The organism is Flavobacterium sp. IC2-16 (genome assembly GCF_055521455.1).
Window position 1 is genome coordinate 57,818 of the sequence record NZ_CM145480.1, and the last position, 17,717, is coordinate 75,534.

General features: G+C 33.5%; 13 protein-coding genes and 3 tRNA genes. 11 read left to right on the forward strand and 5 right to left on the reverse strand.

Annotation, left to right across the window (positions count from 1 at the left end; translation table 11 throughout):
- Positions 1 to 110 precede the first annotated feature (110 nt).
- The 8 genes from tsaD (at position 111) to ACZ1JT_RS00300 (ending at position 7,790) form a co-directional block, all read left to right on the forward strand.
- A complete protein-coding gene (gene tsaD, locus ACZ1JT_RS00265; RefSeq protein ID WP_465094174.1) occupies positions 111 to 1,133 on the forward strand; it encodes a tRNA (adenosine(37)-N6)-threonylcarbamoyltransferase complex transferase subunit TsaD in 1,023 nt (340 codons plus the stop codon).
- Between the two features lies 1 nt (position 1,134).
- Positions 1,135 to 1,839 (forward strand): 16S rRNA (uracil(1498)-N(3))-methyltransferase, encoded by a 705-nt coding sequence (locus tag ACZ1JT_RS00270; protein WP_465094175.1) that lies wholly within the window; start codon positions 1,135 to 1,137, stop codon positions 1,837 to 1,839.
- Between the two features lie 15 nt (positions 1,840 to 1,854).
- The gene (locus ACZ1JT_RS00275) at positions 1,855 to 2,526 is read left to right on the forward strand and encodes a DUF4159 domain-containing protein (RefSeq protein WP_465094176.1); all 672 of its coding nucleotides are present in this window, start codon (positions 1,855 to 1,857) and stop codon (positions 2,524 to 2,526) included.
- A 152-nt stretch (positions 2,527 to 2,678) separates the two neighbouring features.
- Positions 2,679 to 3,629 carry a zinc metalloprotease gene (locus ACZ1JT_RS00280; protein WP_465094177.1) on the forward strand — a complete coding sequence of 317 codons (951 nt, stop codon included), beginning with the start codon at positions 2,679 to 2,681 and terminating at the stop codon, positions 3,627 to 3,629.
- 289 nt (positions 3,630 to 3,918) lie between these two features.
- Positions 3,919 to 4,872 (forward strand): zinc metalloprotease, encoded by a 954-nt coding sequence (locus ACZ1JT_RS00285; RefSeq protein ID WP_465094178.1) that lies wholly within the window; start codon positions 3,919 to 3,921, stop codon positions 4,870 to 4,872.
- An 80-nt stretch (positions 4,873 to 4,952) separates the two neighbouring features.
- Positions 4,953 to 6,041: an AI-2E family transporter gene (locus tag ACZ1JT_RS00290; RefSeq protein WP_465094179.1), complete on the forward strand. Its 1,089-nt coding sequence runs from the start codon at positions 4,953 to 4,955 to the stop codon at positions 6,039 to 6,041.
- Position 6,042: 1 nt separating this feature from the next.
- Complete coding sequence (locus tag ACZ1JT_RS00295) at positions 6,043 to 7,224, forward strand: class I SAM-dependent methyltransferase (protein WP_465094180.1); 1,182 nt, start codon at positions 6,043 to 6,045, stop codon at positions 7,222 to 7,224.
- Positions 7,221 to 7,790, forward strand: a complete 570-nt coding sequence (locus ACZ1JT_RS00300; RefSeq protein ID WP_465094181.1) for a hypothetical protein — start codon at positions 7,221 to 7,223, stop codon at positions 7,788 to 7,790. The genes ACZ1JT_RS00295 and ACZ1JT_RS00300 overlap by 4 nt, the downstream gene beginning before the upstream one ends.
- A 540-nt stretch (positions 7,791 to 8,330) precedes the next feature.
- On the opposite strand, the gene ACZ1JT_RS00305 is transcribed toward ACZ1JT_RS00300, so the two are convergent.
- From ACZ1JT_RS00305 to ACZ1JT_RS00315, 3 genes are all read right to left on the reverse strand, one after another.
- Positions 8,331 to 8,404 (reverse strand) — tRNA-Arg (locus ACZ1JT_RS00305).
- A 45-nt stretch (positions 8,405 to 8,449) separates the two neighbouring features.
- A tRNA-Pro gene (locus ACZ1JT_RS00310) sits at positions 8,450 to 8,524 on the reverse strand.
- A 14-nt stretch (positions 8,525 to 8,538) separates the two neighbouring features.
- A tRNA-Ser gene (locus ACZ1JT_RS00315) sits at positions 8,539 to 8,622 on the reverse strand.
- A gap of 263 nt (positions 8,623 to 8,885) precedes the next feature.
- Here ACZ1JT_RS00315 and ACZ1JT_RS00320 point away from each other — a divergent pair.
- Both ACZ1JT_RS00320 and ACZ1JT_RS00325 read left to right on the forward strand, forming a co-directional pair.
- The gene (locus ACZ1JT_RS00320) at positions 8,886 to 10,064 is read left to right on the forward strand and encodes an acetyl-CoA C-acyltransferase (protein ID WP_465094182.1); all 1,179 of its coding nucleotides are present in this window, start codon (positions 8,886 to 8,888) and stop codon (positions 10,062 to 10,064) included.
- A 78-nt stretch (positions 10,065 to 10,142) separates the two neighbouring features.
- Complete coding sequence (locus ACZ1JT_RS00325; protein WP_465094183.1) at positions 10,143 to 10,904, forward strand: C40 family peptidase; 762 nt, start codon at positions 10,143 to 10,145, stop codon at positions 10,902 to 10,904.
- A gap of 57 nt (positions 10,905 to 10,961) precedes the next feature.
- On the opposite strand, the gene ACZ1JT_RS00330 is transcribed toward ACZ1JT_RS00325, so the two are convergent.
- Both ACZ1JT_RS00330 and gyrA read right to left on the reverse strand, forming a co-directional pair.
- A complete protein-coding gene (locus ACZ1JT_RS00330) occupies positions 10,962 to 12,281 on the reverse strand; it encodes a tetratricopeptide repeat protein (protein ID WP_465094184.1) in 1,320 nt (439 codons plus the stop codon).
- A gap of 18 nt (positions 12,282 to 12,299) precedes the next feature.
- Positions 12,300 to 14,843, reverse strand: coding sequence for a DNA gyrase subunit A (gyrA, locus tag ACZ1JT_RS00335; protein WP_465094185.1), 2,544 nt, complete (start codon positions 14,841 to 14,843; stop codon positions 12,300 to 12,302).
- A gap of 265 nt (positions 14,844 to 15,108) precedes the next feature.
- On the opposite strand from gyrA, the gene ACZ1JT_RS00340 reads away from it, so the two are divergent.
- Positions 15,109 to 17,658 carry an ATP-dependent Clp protease ATP-binding subunit gene (locus tag ACZ1JT_RS00340; RefSeq protein ID WP_465094186.1) on the forward strand — a complete coding sequence of 850 codons (2,550 nt, stop codon included), beginning with the start codon at positions 15,109 to 15,111 and terminating at the stop codon, positions 17,656 to 17,658.
- The last annotated feature ends 59 nt before the right edge of the window (positions 17,659 to 17,717 follow it).

Sequence of the window (17,717 nt, forward strand, 5' to 3'; positions counted from 1 at the left end):
AAAATCATTAGCAAAGACAAGCAAAAGTAAAAATTTTGATGTTGAAAATTTTAACAATTCAAAGATAATACAGTCCTAATAAAAAATTATACAAATTCCGTGCCTTTTTTATGACAAAATCGCCTATTTATATACTTGCAATTGAAAGTTCTTGTGACGATACTGCTGCAGCGGTATTAAAAGACAATGTAGTTTTGTCTAATATCGTTGCCAGACAAGCCATACATGAGGAATACGGAGGTGTTGTTCCTGAATTAGCCTCTCGTGCACACCAACAAAATATAGTTCCAGTGATTGATGTCGCTTTAAAAAAAGCAAACATCAGTAAATCAAAACTTTCTGGTATTGCTTTTACACAAGGTCCGGGTTTAATGGGTTCTTTATTGGTTGGTGGTTCGTTTGCAAAATCGATGGCAATTTCATTAAATATTCCGCTAATTTCTGTTCATCATATGCATGCCCATGTATTAGCCCATTTTATTGATGAAGAAGGTTTTGACAAGCCCGAATTTCCATTTTTAGCCATGACGATTTCTGGAGGTCACACCCAAATTATCAAAGTAAATAGTTTTTTTGATATGGAAATTATTGGTGAAACCACCGATGACGCTGTTGGAGAAGCTTTTGATAAAAGTGCAAAAATACTGGGATTGCCTTACCCTGGCGGACCTTTAATTGATAAGTATGCACAATCTGGAAACCCAAAAGCCTTTGCTTTTACCAAACCAAAAGTTGAGGGTTTAAATTTTAGTTTTAGCGGTTTAAAAACCCAGATTTTATATTTTATCCAGAAAAACACTGCAGAAAATCCGAATTTCATTGCCGAAAACCGCGATGATATCTGCGCTTCAATTCAACATACTATCATTCAGATACTAATGGATAAATTGAAAATGGCTGTTGCCGAAACCGGTATAACACAAATAGCCATTGGTGGTGGTGTTTCTGCAAACTCCGGCATACGAAATACGTTAAAAGAAGCTGAAACCAAATACGGATGGAAATCCTTTATCCCAAAATTTGAATATACCACAGATAATGCTGCTATGATTGGAATTGTTGGTTACCATAAATTTTTAGCAAATCAGTTTGAAGATGCATCTGTAGTTTCTAAAGCTAGAATTGAATTTTAATATGCAATTATTCTATAATCCCGATATAAAATCAGAACTAAATGAGTTTTCTTTCGATAAAGAAGAAAGTAAACACATAGTTAAAGTTTTACGTAAACAAGAAGGTGATATTTTACATGTAACAAATGGATTAGGTGATTTATTTTCTACTGAAATTATTTTTGCATCCGACAAAAAATGTACGGTAAAAATTGTGGAAACAAAAACAGAAAAGCCTACCACTTTTCACCTTCATTTGGCTGTAGCGCCAACCAAAATGAACGATCGTTTCGAATGGTTTTTAGAAAAAGCTACCGAAATAGGTGTACATGAAATTACACCAATAATCTGTGATCATTCCGAAAGAAAAGTTATTAAAACAGAACGTTTTGATAAAATCATTCAATCGGCCATGAAGCAATCGTTGCAATATCATCTGCCCAAATTAAACTCACCAATTACTTTTAAAGAGTTTATCCAGCAAAAACACTCTGGGAATTTATATATTGCACATTGCGAAGAAACAGAAAAAAAGCTATTAAAAGATGCTCTAAAACCAAATAAAAGCTACACAATTTTAATTGGTCCTGAAGGTGATTTTTCAGAAAAAGAAATAGATTTAGCATTAAAAAACAGTTACATTCCTGTATCTTTGGGAAACACACGATTAAGAACCGAAACTGCAGCTGTAGTTGCTTGTCATAGTGTAGTTTATTGTAACGAATAAAAAGAAATTTCGACTATGAAAATTCCAATTTCCAAAGGCAATCATTTAAAAGTACTACTGTTATTGTTTTTTCTTTTTGTTTTTTCTATTGGTTTTTCCCAAGAAATTGCCCTTTTAAAGTATTCGGGAGGTGGCGACTGGTACGCTAACCCTACTTCATTACCCAATTTGGTTAAGTTTTGCAATCAGAATATTAAAACGAATCTCAACACTAGAGTGCCCAATGTAGAGGCGGGAAGCCCTGATATTTTCTCCTATCCTTTTATACACATGACGGGCCACGGTAATGTTGTTTTTAGCGATAATGATCTTTTAAACCTTAGAAATTATCTTAATTCAGGCGGCTTTCTTCATATTGATGACAATTACGGCATGGATCAATACATTCGTAAAGAAATTAAACGATTACTTCCGGATAGTCAGCTTGTAGAAATACCAAGCAGTCATGTTATTTTTCAGAAACCGTATTCGTTTCCTGGAGGAATTCCAAAAATTCACGAACACGATAACAAACCGCCAAAAGCATACGGTATTTTCATTAAAGACCGCTTAGTACTTCTTTACACCTACGAAACAGACTTGGGCGATGGTTGGGAAAATCAAGAAGTACATAACGACCCGCTGGAAGTTAGAACCAAAGCTTTAAAAATGGGAGCAAATATTATCAACTACGTTTTCACAAATTAATTCTCCTTAAAAAAACATAAGTAACTACAAAACAACACTTTATCGTTTTTATTTGTCAGTTATATAGTATTTTTCTTTAGGTATTATTTAATAAGTAACATTGATATTAAATTCTGAATATCAACTATTTACCAATTTAAATATACTTAATTATGAAAAAAATCCTTTTGATGGCTACCCTGTTAGCTTTATTTGCATCCTGCAACAAAGAAGATGTTTCAGCAACTGAACAAACCTCACTACTTGAAAAAAGAGGCTGTGCTTCACAAGAAGTATTCGAACAACAACTCAGAGAAAACCCTCAATTAGCCATTAGAATGAATGAAATTGAATCGTTCACCGAGAAAGCAATACGAGAAAATCGTTTAGTAAATGGTAAAATTGTTATTCCGGTTGTTGTAAATGTTTTGTATCGTACTTCAGCCGAAAACATATCGCAGGCACAAATTCAATCACAAATTGATGTTTTAAATAAAGACTACAACGGTTTGAATTCTGATTTCAATCAGGTTCCTTCGTTATTTTCTGGTGTAAAAGCTAGCATTGGGGTTTCATTCGAATTGGATGCTGTTTACCGAAAAGCTACTAAAAAGAAAACTTGGGGAACAGCCGATGCTATGAAATCCACATCAAGAGGAGGATTAAATCCAACATCTCCAACCACTAAATTAAATATTTGGGTATGTACTATTGGAGGGGGAATTTTAGGCTATGCACAATTTCCTGGCGGCTCATCGGCTACAGATGGCGTTGTGATCGATTCTAAATATTTTGGTTCTACCGGAACGGCTACTTATCCTTTTAATCTAGGCAGAACAGCAACACATGAAATTGGACATTGGATGAACTTACGTCATATTTGGGGTGATGCCACTTGCGGTAACGATTTAGTAGCTGATACACCATTGCATAACACAGCCAATTATGGAGCTCCAACCTACCCACATTACAGCACTTGCAGTGGTACACCGGTTGAAATGACCATGAATTATATGGATTATACAGATGACAGAGCCATGTATATGTTCTCTGATGGACAAAAATCTAGAATGCTTGCAGTTTTTGCTTCTGGTGGACCTAGAAATTCATTTGCACAACCATAATAAAAATCCATTTTTTGAAGAAAAATAGCTCAAAAGGCGATTTTTTTTGTTTTTGCATGTCATACAGAAATTATTCCTACAAATTAACAATAAACTATCAGTAAAAAGACTACAGAAAATAATACATTTATACGAATAATTCAATAATAGTTGAAAAAACATAAATATTTTTTAATAAAATTGACTAAATATTTTTTTATCAACAACTATTTTGTAATTTATTTTTTTGTTATATAATTGCATCAACTTATTTAAAAAGTAAACTATTTAACAAAAAACCAAAAAAATTATGAAAAAAATCTTGTTGTCGGCTGCATTAGTGATGTCACTAATCTCCTGTCAAAATGAAGAAACAATTAATGACACAAACAACACTCCTAATGCTTCACATAGAGGTTGTGCTTCAAATGAAGTTTTAGAACGTCAGATGAGAGAAAATCCTGAATTAGCTATTAAGATGAATGAAATTGAATCGTTCACTGAAAGAGCTATAGCTGAAGGAAAATTGGTTAACGGAAAAATCCAAATTCCGGTAGTCGTAAATGTACTTTACAGAACTTCTTCTGAAAACATTTCACAAGCACAAATTCAATCACAAATTGACGCATTAAATAAAGATTACAACGCTTTAAACTCGGATTATAATACTGCAAACAATCCTTATTCTTCTGTAAGAGCAAATATTGGTATTTCATTTGTTTTAGATGCTGTATACAGAAAATCAACAACTAAAACATCATGGGGAACCAACGATGCCATGAAAAAATCGACTCAAGGTGGTATGAATCCTACTTCTCCAACAACTAAATTAAACCTTTGGGTTTGTACTATAGGTGGTGGAATTTTAGGGTATGCACAATTCCCTGGAGGTTCTTCTTCTACAGATGGTGTTGTAATCGATTCTAAATATTTTGGAACAACAGGAACTGCTACTTATCCATTTAACTTAGGTAGAACAGCTACTCATGAAATCGGTCACTGGATGAACTTACGTCACATTTGGGGTGATACAACTTGTGGTAACGATTATGTGTCTGATACTCCATTACACAATACTGCTAACTACGGAGTTCCTGCTGTAGGTCACAGAAGTACATGTTCAGGTACGCCACTTGAAATGTACATGAACTACATGGATTACACTGATGACCGCGGAATGTATATGTTCTCATTAGGACAAAAATCAAGAATGCTTGCTGTATTTGCTTCTGGTGGTGCTAGAAATTCATTTGCACAACCATAATAAAATCAAATAAATATGAAGAACTCGCTAGTAATAGCGAGTTTTTTTATACTTTTATTCTTCATTAGAAATAAGCCAAAATGACTTATAAAGATATTTCAAAAGGAATTATCAAAGCGACATTATCACTCGCATTACTAATACTTGCTTTGTTTTTCATATACAAAATAAGTCTTGTCATTATATTTTTCATCATTGCTATTATAGTTTCCTTAATTGGAAATCCAATAGTATCATTTTTCAAGAATCGGTTAAAGTTCAACACTACTATTGCTGTCCTCACTACCCTATTACTTTTTGTGGGTATGATAATGAGCTTCATAATGCTATTTGTTCCACTCATTATATCACAAAGTGAAAACCTATCATTATTAGATACGGATACTATTCAAAATAACTTAACCACCATATATAATCAAGCAATAACCTATCTTAATGAACATAATATCGATGTGCTTTCTTTAGCTGAAGATTCAAATATTTCATCAAAACTTAATTTTAATTTTTTACCAGATTTTTTAAATACGTTTATTGGAATTATAAGTAATCTTGGGCTTGGCTTAGCATCGGTTACCTTCATTTCTTTTTTCTTAATGAAAGATAAAGTTCTCTTTAGATATGTTTTCAGACGAATCATTCCTGATCAACATGCCGGAAAAATTATAACTTCAGTAACTAAAATTAATTATCTACTTGGTCGATATTTCACTGGTATCGTTTTACAATTAACAATCGTTTTTATTTTAGAATTAATTGTTCTGCTAATTTTTGGTGTACAAAATGCCTTTACAATTGCGCTTATTTGTGCTTTCTTAAACATTATTCCGTATATCGGACCTTTAATTGGAATGTCTTTAGCGGTTGTACTCACTATGTTAGGTATGCTGGGTCAGGATTTTAGAACCGATATTTTACCAACAACTTTGTATGTTTTTATTGGCTTTATGGTTGTTCAATTAATTGATAACAATATTAGTCAGCCAATCATTTTTTCAAAAAGCATTAAATCGCATCCATTAGAAATTTTTCTAATTACATTAATTAGCGGAATTATTTTTGGCATAGCCGGTATGATTGTCGCAATTCCAGCATATACTGTTTTAAAAGTAATTGCTAAAGAATTTTTCCCTAACAATAACATTGTTAAAGTTTTAACCAAAGATATTTAAGTTGGACTCTCCCCTTTTACGTACTGAAATTCAAGATTATATAAATGCCTCAATGAGTGTGAACTTCCCAAAGCTGGCACTCGCAAAAAACCCGTTTCCAGATATAAAATGGAACGACATCTTAAATCAGATTGCTTCGAAGGCTAAAGCCAAAGAAAAATTACCAACATGGTACAATCACCGATTTATTATTTATCCTTCTAAAATTTCAATTGAACAAACTTCATCCGAAAGAACAGCTCAATACAAAGCTTCTTTAATCAAAGGAATTACGTTAATTGATTTAACCGGAGGATTTGGTATTGATGATTACTATTTTGCCAAAGAGTTCAATAAAGTGGCTCACTGCGAAATGAACGAATCGCTTTCAGAAATAGTCAAACATAATTTTCAAATTTTAAATCAACGAAATATTGAATGCTACCAAGGAGATAGTTTATACATTTTAAAAAAATTAAATCAAAAATGGGATTGGATTTACATTGATCCTTCCAGACGTAGCGATATAAAAGGTAAAGTTTTCATGCTTAAAGACTGCCTTCCTAATGTTCCGAACTTACTCGATGTTTATTTTGACTATTCAAATAACATTCTAATTAAAACAGCGCCAATACTTGATATAACAGCGGGTTTGAATGAATTAAAATTTGTAAAAAGAATTCATATTATTGCCCTAGATAATGAAGTAAAGGAATTGCTTTGGGAAATTGAGAACAATTACACCGGCTCTTTAGAAATAAATGCGGTTTCAATAACTAAAGATGATATTGATGTTTTTAAAATCGACTCTTCAAAAACAGAACAAAAAAGCACATTAAGTGTTCCACAAAACTATTTGTATGAACCCAATGCAGCAATGATGAAAACTGGTGCTTTTGAAGCAATTGGCGTTGAATTTCATCTTAAAAAATTACACCCACACACGCATTTGTTTACTTCAAACGATAACATTGAATTTCCTGGCAGAAAATTTGCTATAACAAAGGTGATTCCATTCGATAAAAAAGAAATGAAGCAATTTGAAGGCGCTAAAATGAATGTTTCTACTCGAAATTTTCCAATGAAAGTTGAAGAAATTAGAAAAAAATGGAAACTTCAAGATGGTGGAGATATCTATTGTTTCTTTACTACGAATGTAAATGATGAAAAAATAATTTTAATTTGCGAAAAAATTAGAGAATGAAAAAAATTGCCTTTTTACTTATATTATTATTCGGATTACAAATTAATGCACAACAATTTAAATGTGAATATGACATTGAAGAAAAAACAGATTCCACATATTTAAAGAAAACTATTGATTATTTGGTTTACGAAAAAGATTTTACTGAGACTTCTGATTTTTTATCGTTTTCCTTAATTAATTCTGATGGAGTACCTTATCTTCAAGTTCAATTTTTACAAAAAAGCAAAAACTTCATTTCTGCTAAATCTTTTGATTTAACTTCAAAAGTATATTTACAATTAAAAAACGGCAAGATACTTACATTGCTTTCCTCAGAAAACAGTGAAAGTCAGTTAATTTTCGATGAAAAAACCAAAAACAACCTACGCGTTTTAAATGGTTATTTTCTTTTTGGAAAAGATAATTTTGACGATTTAAAATCACAGCCCATTACATTTATCCGTATTGCATACGCAACTGAAAGTATAGATTATGTCATGAAAAAAGAATTGTTATCCAAAACTTTTCCTAGAACTTTTTATCCCGAAAATTACTTTATTAATTTCTTAAAATGTTTAGAATAAGAAATGCTAAAGAATATTAGTAAAAGCTACCTATACACATCAATACTTGTTTCTTGTTTACTATTCTGTTTTCTAAATTTTATTATTGGACCAACTTCCCTTTTTGGTTTAAATGACTTTTTACAAAATAAAATTGGATATTATTTTGGATTAAATATAAACACCATCGATTATATCCTTATTTCATTAATTCCAATTTTTGCTTTACGTTTAAATATTTTTCAACTTAATAATCAATTTGTAACAGTCAGAAACTATTTTACCATTTTATTAAGTTGCATCGTTACAATCATAATTGGGTTGCTTTTATTAATTACTAAAATTGGGAGTCCAAGCAAAAACCCTTTAATACCTCAATATTTAAGAATAGAACCATTTGAAAATTATTCAGCAATTTTAATTGGCTTAGGAATTTGCATCCCTTTTTTATTTATCAAAAAAGGATTAAAAAAAAGTAATGAGATTGAAAAAATTGGAAACAATAATGAATAACATTTATAATATAAAACAAAAAAGCCTAGCAAATGCTAGGCTTTTTTGTGATCCCGTCAGGATTCGAACCTGAGACCTACTGCTTAGAAGGCAGTTGCTCTATCCAGCTGAGCTACGGGACCTTAAATCTTTAACTCAGTCAAATTGGGAATACTGAAGTTATCTTGTCGGGGTGGCAGGATTCGAACCTGCGACCTCCTGGTCCCAAACCAGGCGCGATGACCGGGCTACGCTACACCCCGAAAGCAAAAAAAAGCGGAGAGACAGGGACTCGAACCCTGGCGACGGTTACCCGTCGACAGATTAGCAATCTGCTCCGTTACCACTCCGGCACCTCTCCTGTTGCAAAGAACTTATCCTTTTTTGCGGTTGCAAATGTAACTGAACGATATGTTTTCTGCAACTATTTTTACTCTTTTTTTTGAATTTAATTGAAGATAATTTAAAACACATTCATAGTCAACACAATAGAATCAAACGCTAAAACAACAATTGCCATAAAAATCCATTAAAAATTAAAAAGTTAATAATCCGTTTAATTATTAAAATATCTTCTCAAATTTGGTTAAATTCGCAACTTGAACGAACTAACAACATAATATCATGAGTAAAAAAGTAGTTATTGTATCAGCTGTAAGAACTCCAATTGGTAGTTTCATGGGAAGTTTATCAACTGTTACTGCTCCACAACTAGGCGCTACTGCAATTAAAGGCGCTTTAAATAAAATTAATTTAGATCCAAACCTTGTTGATGAAGTATTAATGGGGAATGTTGTTCAAGCTGGAACAGGTCAAGCACCTGCTCGTCAAGCAGCAATTTATGCAGGATTACCTAATACTGTTGCTTGTACTACTATTAATAAAGTATGTGCTTCTGGAATGAAAGCTATTATGCAAGGTGCACAAGCTATTATGGCTGGTGATGCAGAAGTTGTAGTTGCTGGTGGTATGGAAAATATGAGTTTGATTCCACATTATGTACACATGAGAAATGGTGCGAAATTTGGTCCTGCAACTTTATTGGATGGTATGCAAAAAGACGGTTTGACTGATGCTTACGATAACAATGCTATGGGTGTTTGTGCCGATTTATGTGCTACTGAATATAACATTTCGAGAGAAGAACAAGATGCTTTTGCTATTCAATCGTATGAGCGTTCTGCAAAAGCTTGGGAAGCTGGTAAATTTAACAATGAAATTGTTCCTGTATCTATCCCGCAACGTAAAGGTGACCCAATAGTTTTCGCTAAAGATGAAGAATACACCAACGTAAAATTAGACAGAATCCCTACCTTAAATGCTGTTTTTACTAAAGACGGTACAGTTACAGCGGCAAACGCATCAACCATTAATGATGGTGCTGCTGCAGTAGTTTTAATGAGTGAAGAAAAAGCAAATGCTTTAGGATTAAAACCTTTAGCTTATATAAAATCTTACGCAGATGCTGCTCAAGAACCAAAATGGTTTACTACAGCTCCTGCAAAAGCATTACCTAAGGCTTTAGACAAAGCTGGTATCTCAATATCAGATGTTGATTTCTTCGAATTTAACGAGGCTTTTTCAGTTGTAGGTTTAGCAAATGCTAAAATCTTAGGACTAGACAATAATAAAATTAACGTAAACGGTGGCGCAGTTTCTTTAGGCCATCCTCTTGGATGTTCGGGAGCAAGAATTGTTGTTACTTTACTAAATGTTTTAGAGCAAAATAACGCAAAAGTTGGTGCAGCTGCTATTTGTAATGGTGGTGGTGGTGCTTCTGCTATTGTAATCGAAAGAGCTTAATCAGTTAATAAATTTTCAAAATTAAGAGTTATGGTTTAAATTCTATAACTCTTAATTTACAACTCCTAATTACCTTAAATGTTTGCAATTTGTAATTTAGCAATTGTACCGCTACGTTTTGAACCAAGCGACAGAAGCGAATTAGTTTCTCAAGTTTTGTTTGGTGAACATTTTAAAATTTTGGAACAAACCGAAAAATGGTCCAAAATACAATTGGCATACGACAATTATGAAGGATGGATTGACAACAAACAATTTCAAAAAATCAGCGAAGAGAATTACAATTTACTTTCTGCTTCAACTGAAGTTTTAAATGGTGATTTAATTGAATATATCACTACTCCAAACAGCTACTTAATGCCAATTCCTATTGGTAGTTCGTTATCTTTTTTAGACAATCCCGAAATAAACACGAGTCAATTTACTTTCGAAGGTGTAAAAGTTTGTGGTGTAAAACCTAAATCCGAACTTATCAAAACCGCATTTATGTATTTGAACGCCCCCTATTTATGGGGAGGCAAAACACCTTTTGGAATTGATTGTTCGGGTTTCACTCAAATGGTCTATAAATTAAACGGACATTCCATTTTACGTGATGCTTCACAACAAGCAATGTTGGGTGATGCTTTAAGTTTTATTGAAGAAAGTGAGCCAGGAGATTTAGCATTTTTTGATAACGAAGAAGGTCGTATTATCCATGTAGGGATGATTATGGAAAACAACTACATTATTCATGCCCATGGGAAAGTAAGAATCGATAGGTTAGACCACTTAGGAATATACAATGTGGATACTGGAAGACACACACATAAATTAAGGGTGATTAAGAAAATCATATAAATAAAAAAACCACGCTGGGCGTGGTTTTTTTATACTCAATAGGGAAAGGAAAGAGAATTATTTAGCAGCTTTTAATGCTTTATATTTTGCATCCATACCTAAAAACTGATAAATATTAAGCAACATTGCTTTTCCGTTTTCATCTTTAGGTTTTAATTCTAAATATTTCTCATAATATGGCATAGCCGTTTTAAACATAGTTTGACGTTTTGCTTTTAATTCATCATAACGTTTTGCCTCTTTAGCTGACATCCCTAATGAATTCATTTCTTTCACAATTTTATCATCACCATAAACACATAAAGCACCAAGGTTGTTATATGCATTAAAATACGTAGGGTCTACAGCAATAACTTTTTCGTAGTATTTTTTAGCCCCTTCAATATCTCCAGAAGAAGTAGAAACTACTCCAAGATTAAATAATAAATCTGCATCGTTTGGCTTCAGTGCTAATGCTTCATTTATTAATTTTTTATACGTATCTAAATCTTTAGCTTCATAATATAAATTAGCTTCTGCCAAAATCAAGTCAGTATCTTGAGGATTTAATTTTCTTGCATCAGAAATAGCTTTTTTTGCTTCCTCAGCTTTGCCTTTTTCTAGTAGAATTGAAGCATAGTGTTTATAAATTTCACCTTTTTTAGATGGAATTTTTTCATCACGTGGTTTTTCATGAGTACCAACTCTGATAGCATTTTTTCTTTCTTCATCAGAACCAAACGTATCTTCTTGACCGTTTAATTTGTTTAAAGCGATGTAACTAGTACCCTCTCCAGTATAACCAATTTTAATTAACTCTTCATAATCTCTAAGCGCACTGTCATAATCCTGAACTTGTAGAGCTAAAAGTGCTGCATTGTATAGATTGTCAGCGTCAGATTTATCTAAATAATAAATACTTTCAAACAATTTAGATGCCTCACCAAATTTTGATGCTTGATTCAAACCAAATGCATATTGCATCATCATGGGTTTAAAACTTTTTATAGTTTCTTTAATATCATCTGAATAAATTTCCTTACCAGATTTTTTCTCAAAATCCAAAACATCGTTTAAGCCTTTAGCTAACATATTGATATTCGCTGGAGTTAAGCTTTTTGTGAATGATTGCAAATCATTTGGATTTTTCATCATTGCATCATTAAGCTCTAATATCGGCAACATGGATTTGTAAAAATTAGAATAAACCATATCCGTTTCTGACAAACCTGTCATTGAACTCAACTTATATACTGTTCCTTTGTATGTTGACATATCATCAGCAGACAATTGGTCTTTAGCATATAATTTTTTTAAGGTTTTTAACTCATCTTTCTGAGCGAAAGAAGCAGCCGAAAGCATCAACGATGATGCTAATAAGAAATATTTTACTTTCATTTTATTTCTGTTTGTTATTTATTCTTGTGAATCGTTTGTTTCAGTTGAAGCGTCTAAATTTTCATTTTCAAAACCTTCTTCCATCTCATCGCTTTCTTCTTCACGCATTACTTTAGCAACGGCTGCAATGGCATCACTTCCTTTAATATTAATTAAACGAACACCTTGTGTAGCACGTCCCATTACACGTAAATCGGAAACACGCATTCTGATGGTTAACCCAGATTTATTAATAATCATTAAATCGTCTTCATCTGTTACGCTGTTAATAGCAATAAGCGAGCCAGTTTTTTCTGTAAGGTTTAATGTTTTAACACCTTTACCTCCACGGTTTGTAATACGGTATACATCTTCTCCATCTTCATCAACTAATCGTGTACGTTTTCCAAAACCATTTTCAGTTACTACTAAAATCTGAGAATCACCTACATGATCTCTATCAACAGAAACCATTCCAATTACTTCATCTTTATCATCAGCTAGGGTAATTCCACGAACACCAGAAGCTGTTCTACCCATCGGACGCGTTTTCTCTTCTTCGAAACGAACTAATTTACCTGATCTCACCGCAATTAACACTTGGCTGTTTCCAGTAGTTAATTTTGCTTCTAGTAATTCGTCATCTTCTTTAATAGTAATTGCAGCAACTCCATTTACACGTGGTCTTGAATACGACTCTAAAGCGGTTTTCTTAACCTGACCTTGTTTAGTAACCATAATTACATAATGGTTATTGATGTATTCTTGATCTTTTAAGTCTTGTGTACAAATGAAGGCTTTTACTTTATCGTCATTCTCGATGTTGATAAGGTTTTGAATTGCACGACCTTTACTTGTTTTACTTCCTTCCGGAATTTCGTATACACGCATCCAGAAACATTTTCCTTTTTGCGTAAAGAACAACATATATTGGTGGTTTGTTGCCACATACATATGCTCCAAGAAATCTGCATCACGAGTACCAGCCGATTTTTGACCAACCCCTCCTCTATTTTGTGTTTTGTATTCAGAAAGTGGTGTACGTTTGATATAACCTGCGTGAGAAATAGTAATAACTACTTGTTCATCAGCAATTAAATCTTCAATACTTACATCACCACCAGCATATTCAATTTGTGAACGACGAGCATCGCCATATTTATCTCTGATTTCAGCTAACTCATCTTTAATTACCTGCATTCTCATTTCTTTGCTTGCTAATAATTCTTTCAAATAAGCAATCAATTTCATGATTTCATCATACTCAGCGCGCAATTTATCTTGCTCAAGACCTGTTAACTGACGTAAACGCATCTCTACAATGGCACGAGCTTGAATTTCAGATAAGTTAAAACGTTCGATTAATTTACCTCTAGCCTCGTCTCCATCTTTAGAAGCCCTAATCAATTGAATTACTTCATCAATATTATCCGAAGCAATAATTAAACCTTCTAAAATATGTGCTCTTTCTTCAGCTTTACGCAAATCAAACTGTGCACGACGCGTAACTACATCATGACGGTGTTCTACGAAATAATGAATAAGATCTTTTAGATTCAACATTTGCGGACGTCCGTTAACCAATGCGATATTATTCACACTGAAAGACGACTGCAATTGCGTATACTTATATAAGGTATTTAAAACAACATTCGGAACGGCTTCACGTTTTAACACATAAACAATTCGCATGCCGTTTCTGTCTGATTCGTCACGGATGGTTGAAATTCCTTCAATTTTCTTCTCGTTAACTAAATCTGCAGTATGTTTAATCATTGCAGCTTTATTAACCTGATATGGAATTTCGGTAACAATAATAGATTCGCGACCATCAACTTCTTCAAAAGCAACCTTAGCACGCATAACAACACGTCCGCGACCAGTTTTAAATGCTTCACGAACACCATCCATACCGTAAATAATTCCTCCTGTTGGGAAATCCGGTGCTTTAATTAGAGTGATTAATTCGTCAATCTCAATCTCATTATTATCAATATACGCTAAAGTACCATCAATTACTTCTGTTAAGTTGTGAGGTGCCATATTGGTAGCCATACCTACGGCAATACCAGATGCACCATTCACTAATAAGTTTGGCACTTTCGTTGGCATTACTTTTGGCTCCTCTAAAGTGTCGTCGAAGTTTAACTGGAAGTCTACCGTTTCTTTATCGATATCAGCCAACATTTCTTCCGAAAACTTTTTCATACGAGCTTCGGTATAACGCATTGCTGCAGGACTGTCACCATCTACCGAACCAAAGTTACCTTGACCGTCTACCATTAAATAACGTAAACTCCACTCTTGTGCCATACGAACCATGGCATCGTATACTGAACTGTCACCGTGCGGGTGGTACTTACCAAGAACCTCCCCTACAATTCTCGCTGACTTTTTATGTGCTCTGTTTGATAATACTCCTAATTCGTACATCCCGAATAAAACTCTTCGGTGTACTGGTTTCAAGCCATCTCTAACATCAGGAAGTGCTCTGGATACAATTACCGACATCGAATAATCGATGTAAGCTGATTTCATTTCATCCTCAATGTTAATAGGAATTAACTTTTCTCCTTCAGACATAGGTATTTACAATTAAAATTATATTATTTTCTAAACGTGCCAATATACGCATTTTTGAAGTATTGAAAATGTTATTTATTCACAATTTTCATGATTTTATTAACATAACTTATTTATGAAACGGTTGAAAAAACCTGCTATTTTGTCTTTTTTTATTCAATTTTTTTTTGTCAATTAGCAATAATTCATAATCCATTCTTACTGGGTATGATTTTTGTACTTAGTTGTAAGAATTTGTAAATTTACATACTTAAAGATTTTTGTGATGGATGATAATTTTTCACCTAGAGTAAAAGATGTGATTACCTATAGTAAAGAAGAAGCTTTACGTTTAGGTCACGACTTTATTGGGACGGAACATTTAATGCTTGGAATTTTAAGAGACGGGAACGGAACCGCTATAAATATACTGAACAATCTTTCGGTTGATTTAGAACATTTACGTCGAAAAATTGAAATCATAAGCCCCGCTAACCCTAATGCTGAAAGAAGTAACGAAAAGAAAAACCTGCATTTGACTCGTCAGGCAGAACGCGCTTTACGTACCACTTTTTTAGAAGCTAAAGTTTTTCAAAGTACTTCTATTAGTACTGCTCACTTATTGTTGTGCATTCTTAGAAACGAGAATGATCCCACAACAAAATTGCTAAACAAACTCAAAATTGATTACGAACTCGTTAAAGAACACTTTATAGCTATGACATCAAACGAAGAAGATTATTTAGATAACTTGCCAAAAAACGAATCTTTTAACGACGATTCAGGACAAGATGACAGTATTCGCGACGGTGGTTTTAACAATCCAGCCGGAGCAGGAAAAACCAATAAAAAATCAAAAACACCTGTTCTTGATAATTTTGGTCGTGATTTAACAGAACTTGCCGAAGAAGGTAAATTAGACCCTGTTGTAGGTCGTGAAAAAGAAATTGAACGTGTTTCACAAATTTTAAGCCGAAGAAAGAAAAACAATCCGCTTTTAATTGGTGAACCTGGAGTTGGTAAATCCGCTATTGCAGAGGGTTTAGCACTTCGTATCATTCAGAAAAAAGTTTCACGTATTTTATTCAACAAACGCGTTGTAACCTTAGACTTAGCCAGTTTAGTAGCTGGAACTAAGTATCGTGGTCAATTTGAAGAGCGTATGAAAGCCGTGATGAATGAATTAGAAAAAAATGATGATATTATTCTATTCATTGATGAAATCCACACGATTGTTGGTGCTGGTGGAGCTACAGGTTCTTTAGATGCATCAAACATGTTTAAACCGGCTTTAGCTAGAGGTGAAATTCAATGTATTGGTGCCACAACTCTAGACGAATACCGTCAGTATATTGAAAAAGATGGCGCTTTAGAACGTCGTTTTCAAAAAGTAATTGTTGAACCTACTTCTGTAGAAGAAACAATAACCATACTGAACAACATCAAAGCAAAATATGAAGACCATCATAATGTTATTTACACTCCAGAAGCAATCGAAGCTTGTGTTAAATTAACAAACCGATACATGACCGAACGTTTCTTGCCAGACAAAGCTATTGATGCTTTGGACGAAGCAGGTTCACGTGTTCATATTACCAATATTGATGTTCCAAAACAAATCTTAGAGTTAGAAAAACAATTGGAAGAAGTACGTGAATTGAAAAATTCGGTAGTTAAAAAACAGAAATACGAAGAAGCTGCCAAATTACGCGACGACGAAAAACGTATTGAAAAAGACCTTGCAATTGCTCAAGAACAATGGGAAGAGGATTCAAAAAGTAACCGAATCACTGTTACTGATGACAATGTTGCCGATGTGGTTTCTATGATGACTGGTATTCCTGTTAATCGTATTGCTCAAACTGAAAGTAATAAATTAGCTCACCTACCGGAACTTATTAAAGGTAAGGTAATTGGACAAGATGAGGCAGTAATGAAAATTGCCAAATCTATCCAAAGAAACCGTGCTGGTTTAAAAGATCCAAACAAACCAATTGGTTCCTTCATTTTCTTAGGACAAACTGGAGTTGGTAAAACACAATTGGCTAAGGTTATTGCTAAAGAATTGTTCGATTCTGAAGATGCGTTAGTTCGTATTGACATGAGTGAATACATGGAAAAATTTGCTATTTCAAGATTAGTTGGTGCGCCTCCGGGATACGTTGGTTATGAAGAAGGCGGTCAGTTAACAGAAAAAGTTAGAAGAAAACCATATTGTGTTGTACTTCTAGATGAGATTGAAAAAGCACATCCAGATGTATTCAACATGATGTTACAAGTTCTGGATGATGGGCATTTAACTGACAGTTTAGGTCGCAAAATCGATTTCAGAAACACTATTATCATCATGACTTCGAATGTTGGTGCACGTCAATTGAAAGATTTCGGTACCGGAGTTGGTTTCGGAACTGCCTCTAAAACAGCACAAGCAGACGACATGGCAAAAGGAGTTATTGAAAATGCTCTTAAAAAAGCTTTTGCTCCAGAGTTTTTGAATCGTATTGATGATGTTATCGTATTTAATGCATTAGAAAAAGAAGATATTGATAAAATCATAGACATCGAAATGGATAAGTTATATGCACGTGTTGCTGACTTAGGATATAAATTAAAACTTTCTGAAAAAGCAAAAGATTATATTGCTGAAAAAGGTTTTGACAAACAATTTGGTGCGCGTCCGCTTAAAAGAGCCATTCAAAAATACGTTGAAGATGAGTTAGCTGAAGAAATTATTACTTCAAAAATTCATGAAGGAGACGAGATTTTCATGGATTACGACGAAAAGAAACAAGAATTGAATATCACTATCAATAAAGCTGAAAAACCTACTAATTAGTAGGTTTTTTCTTTTTTATACAGATTTTGCAAAGCATTACAAAAAAAGTAGTACTTTAG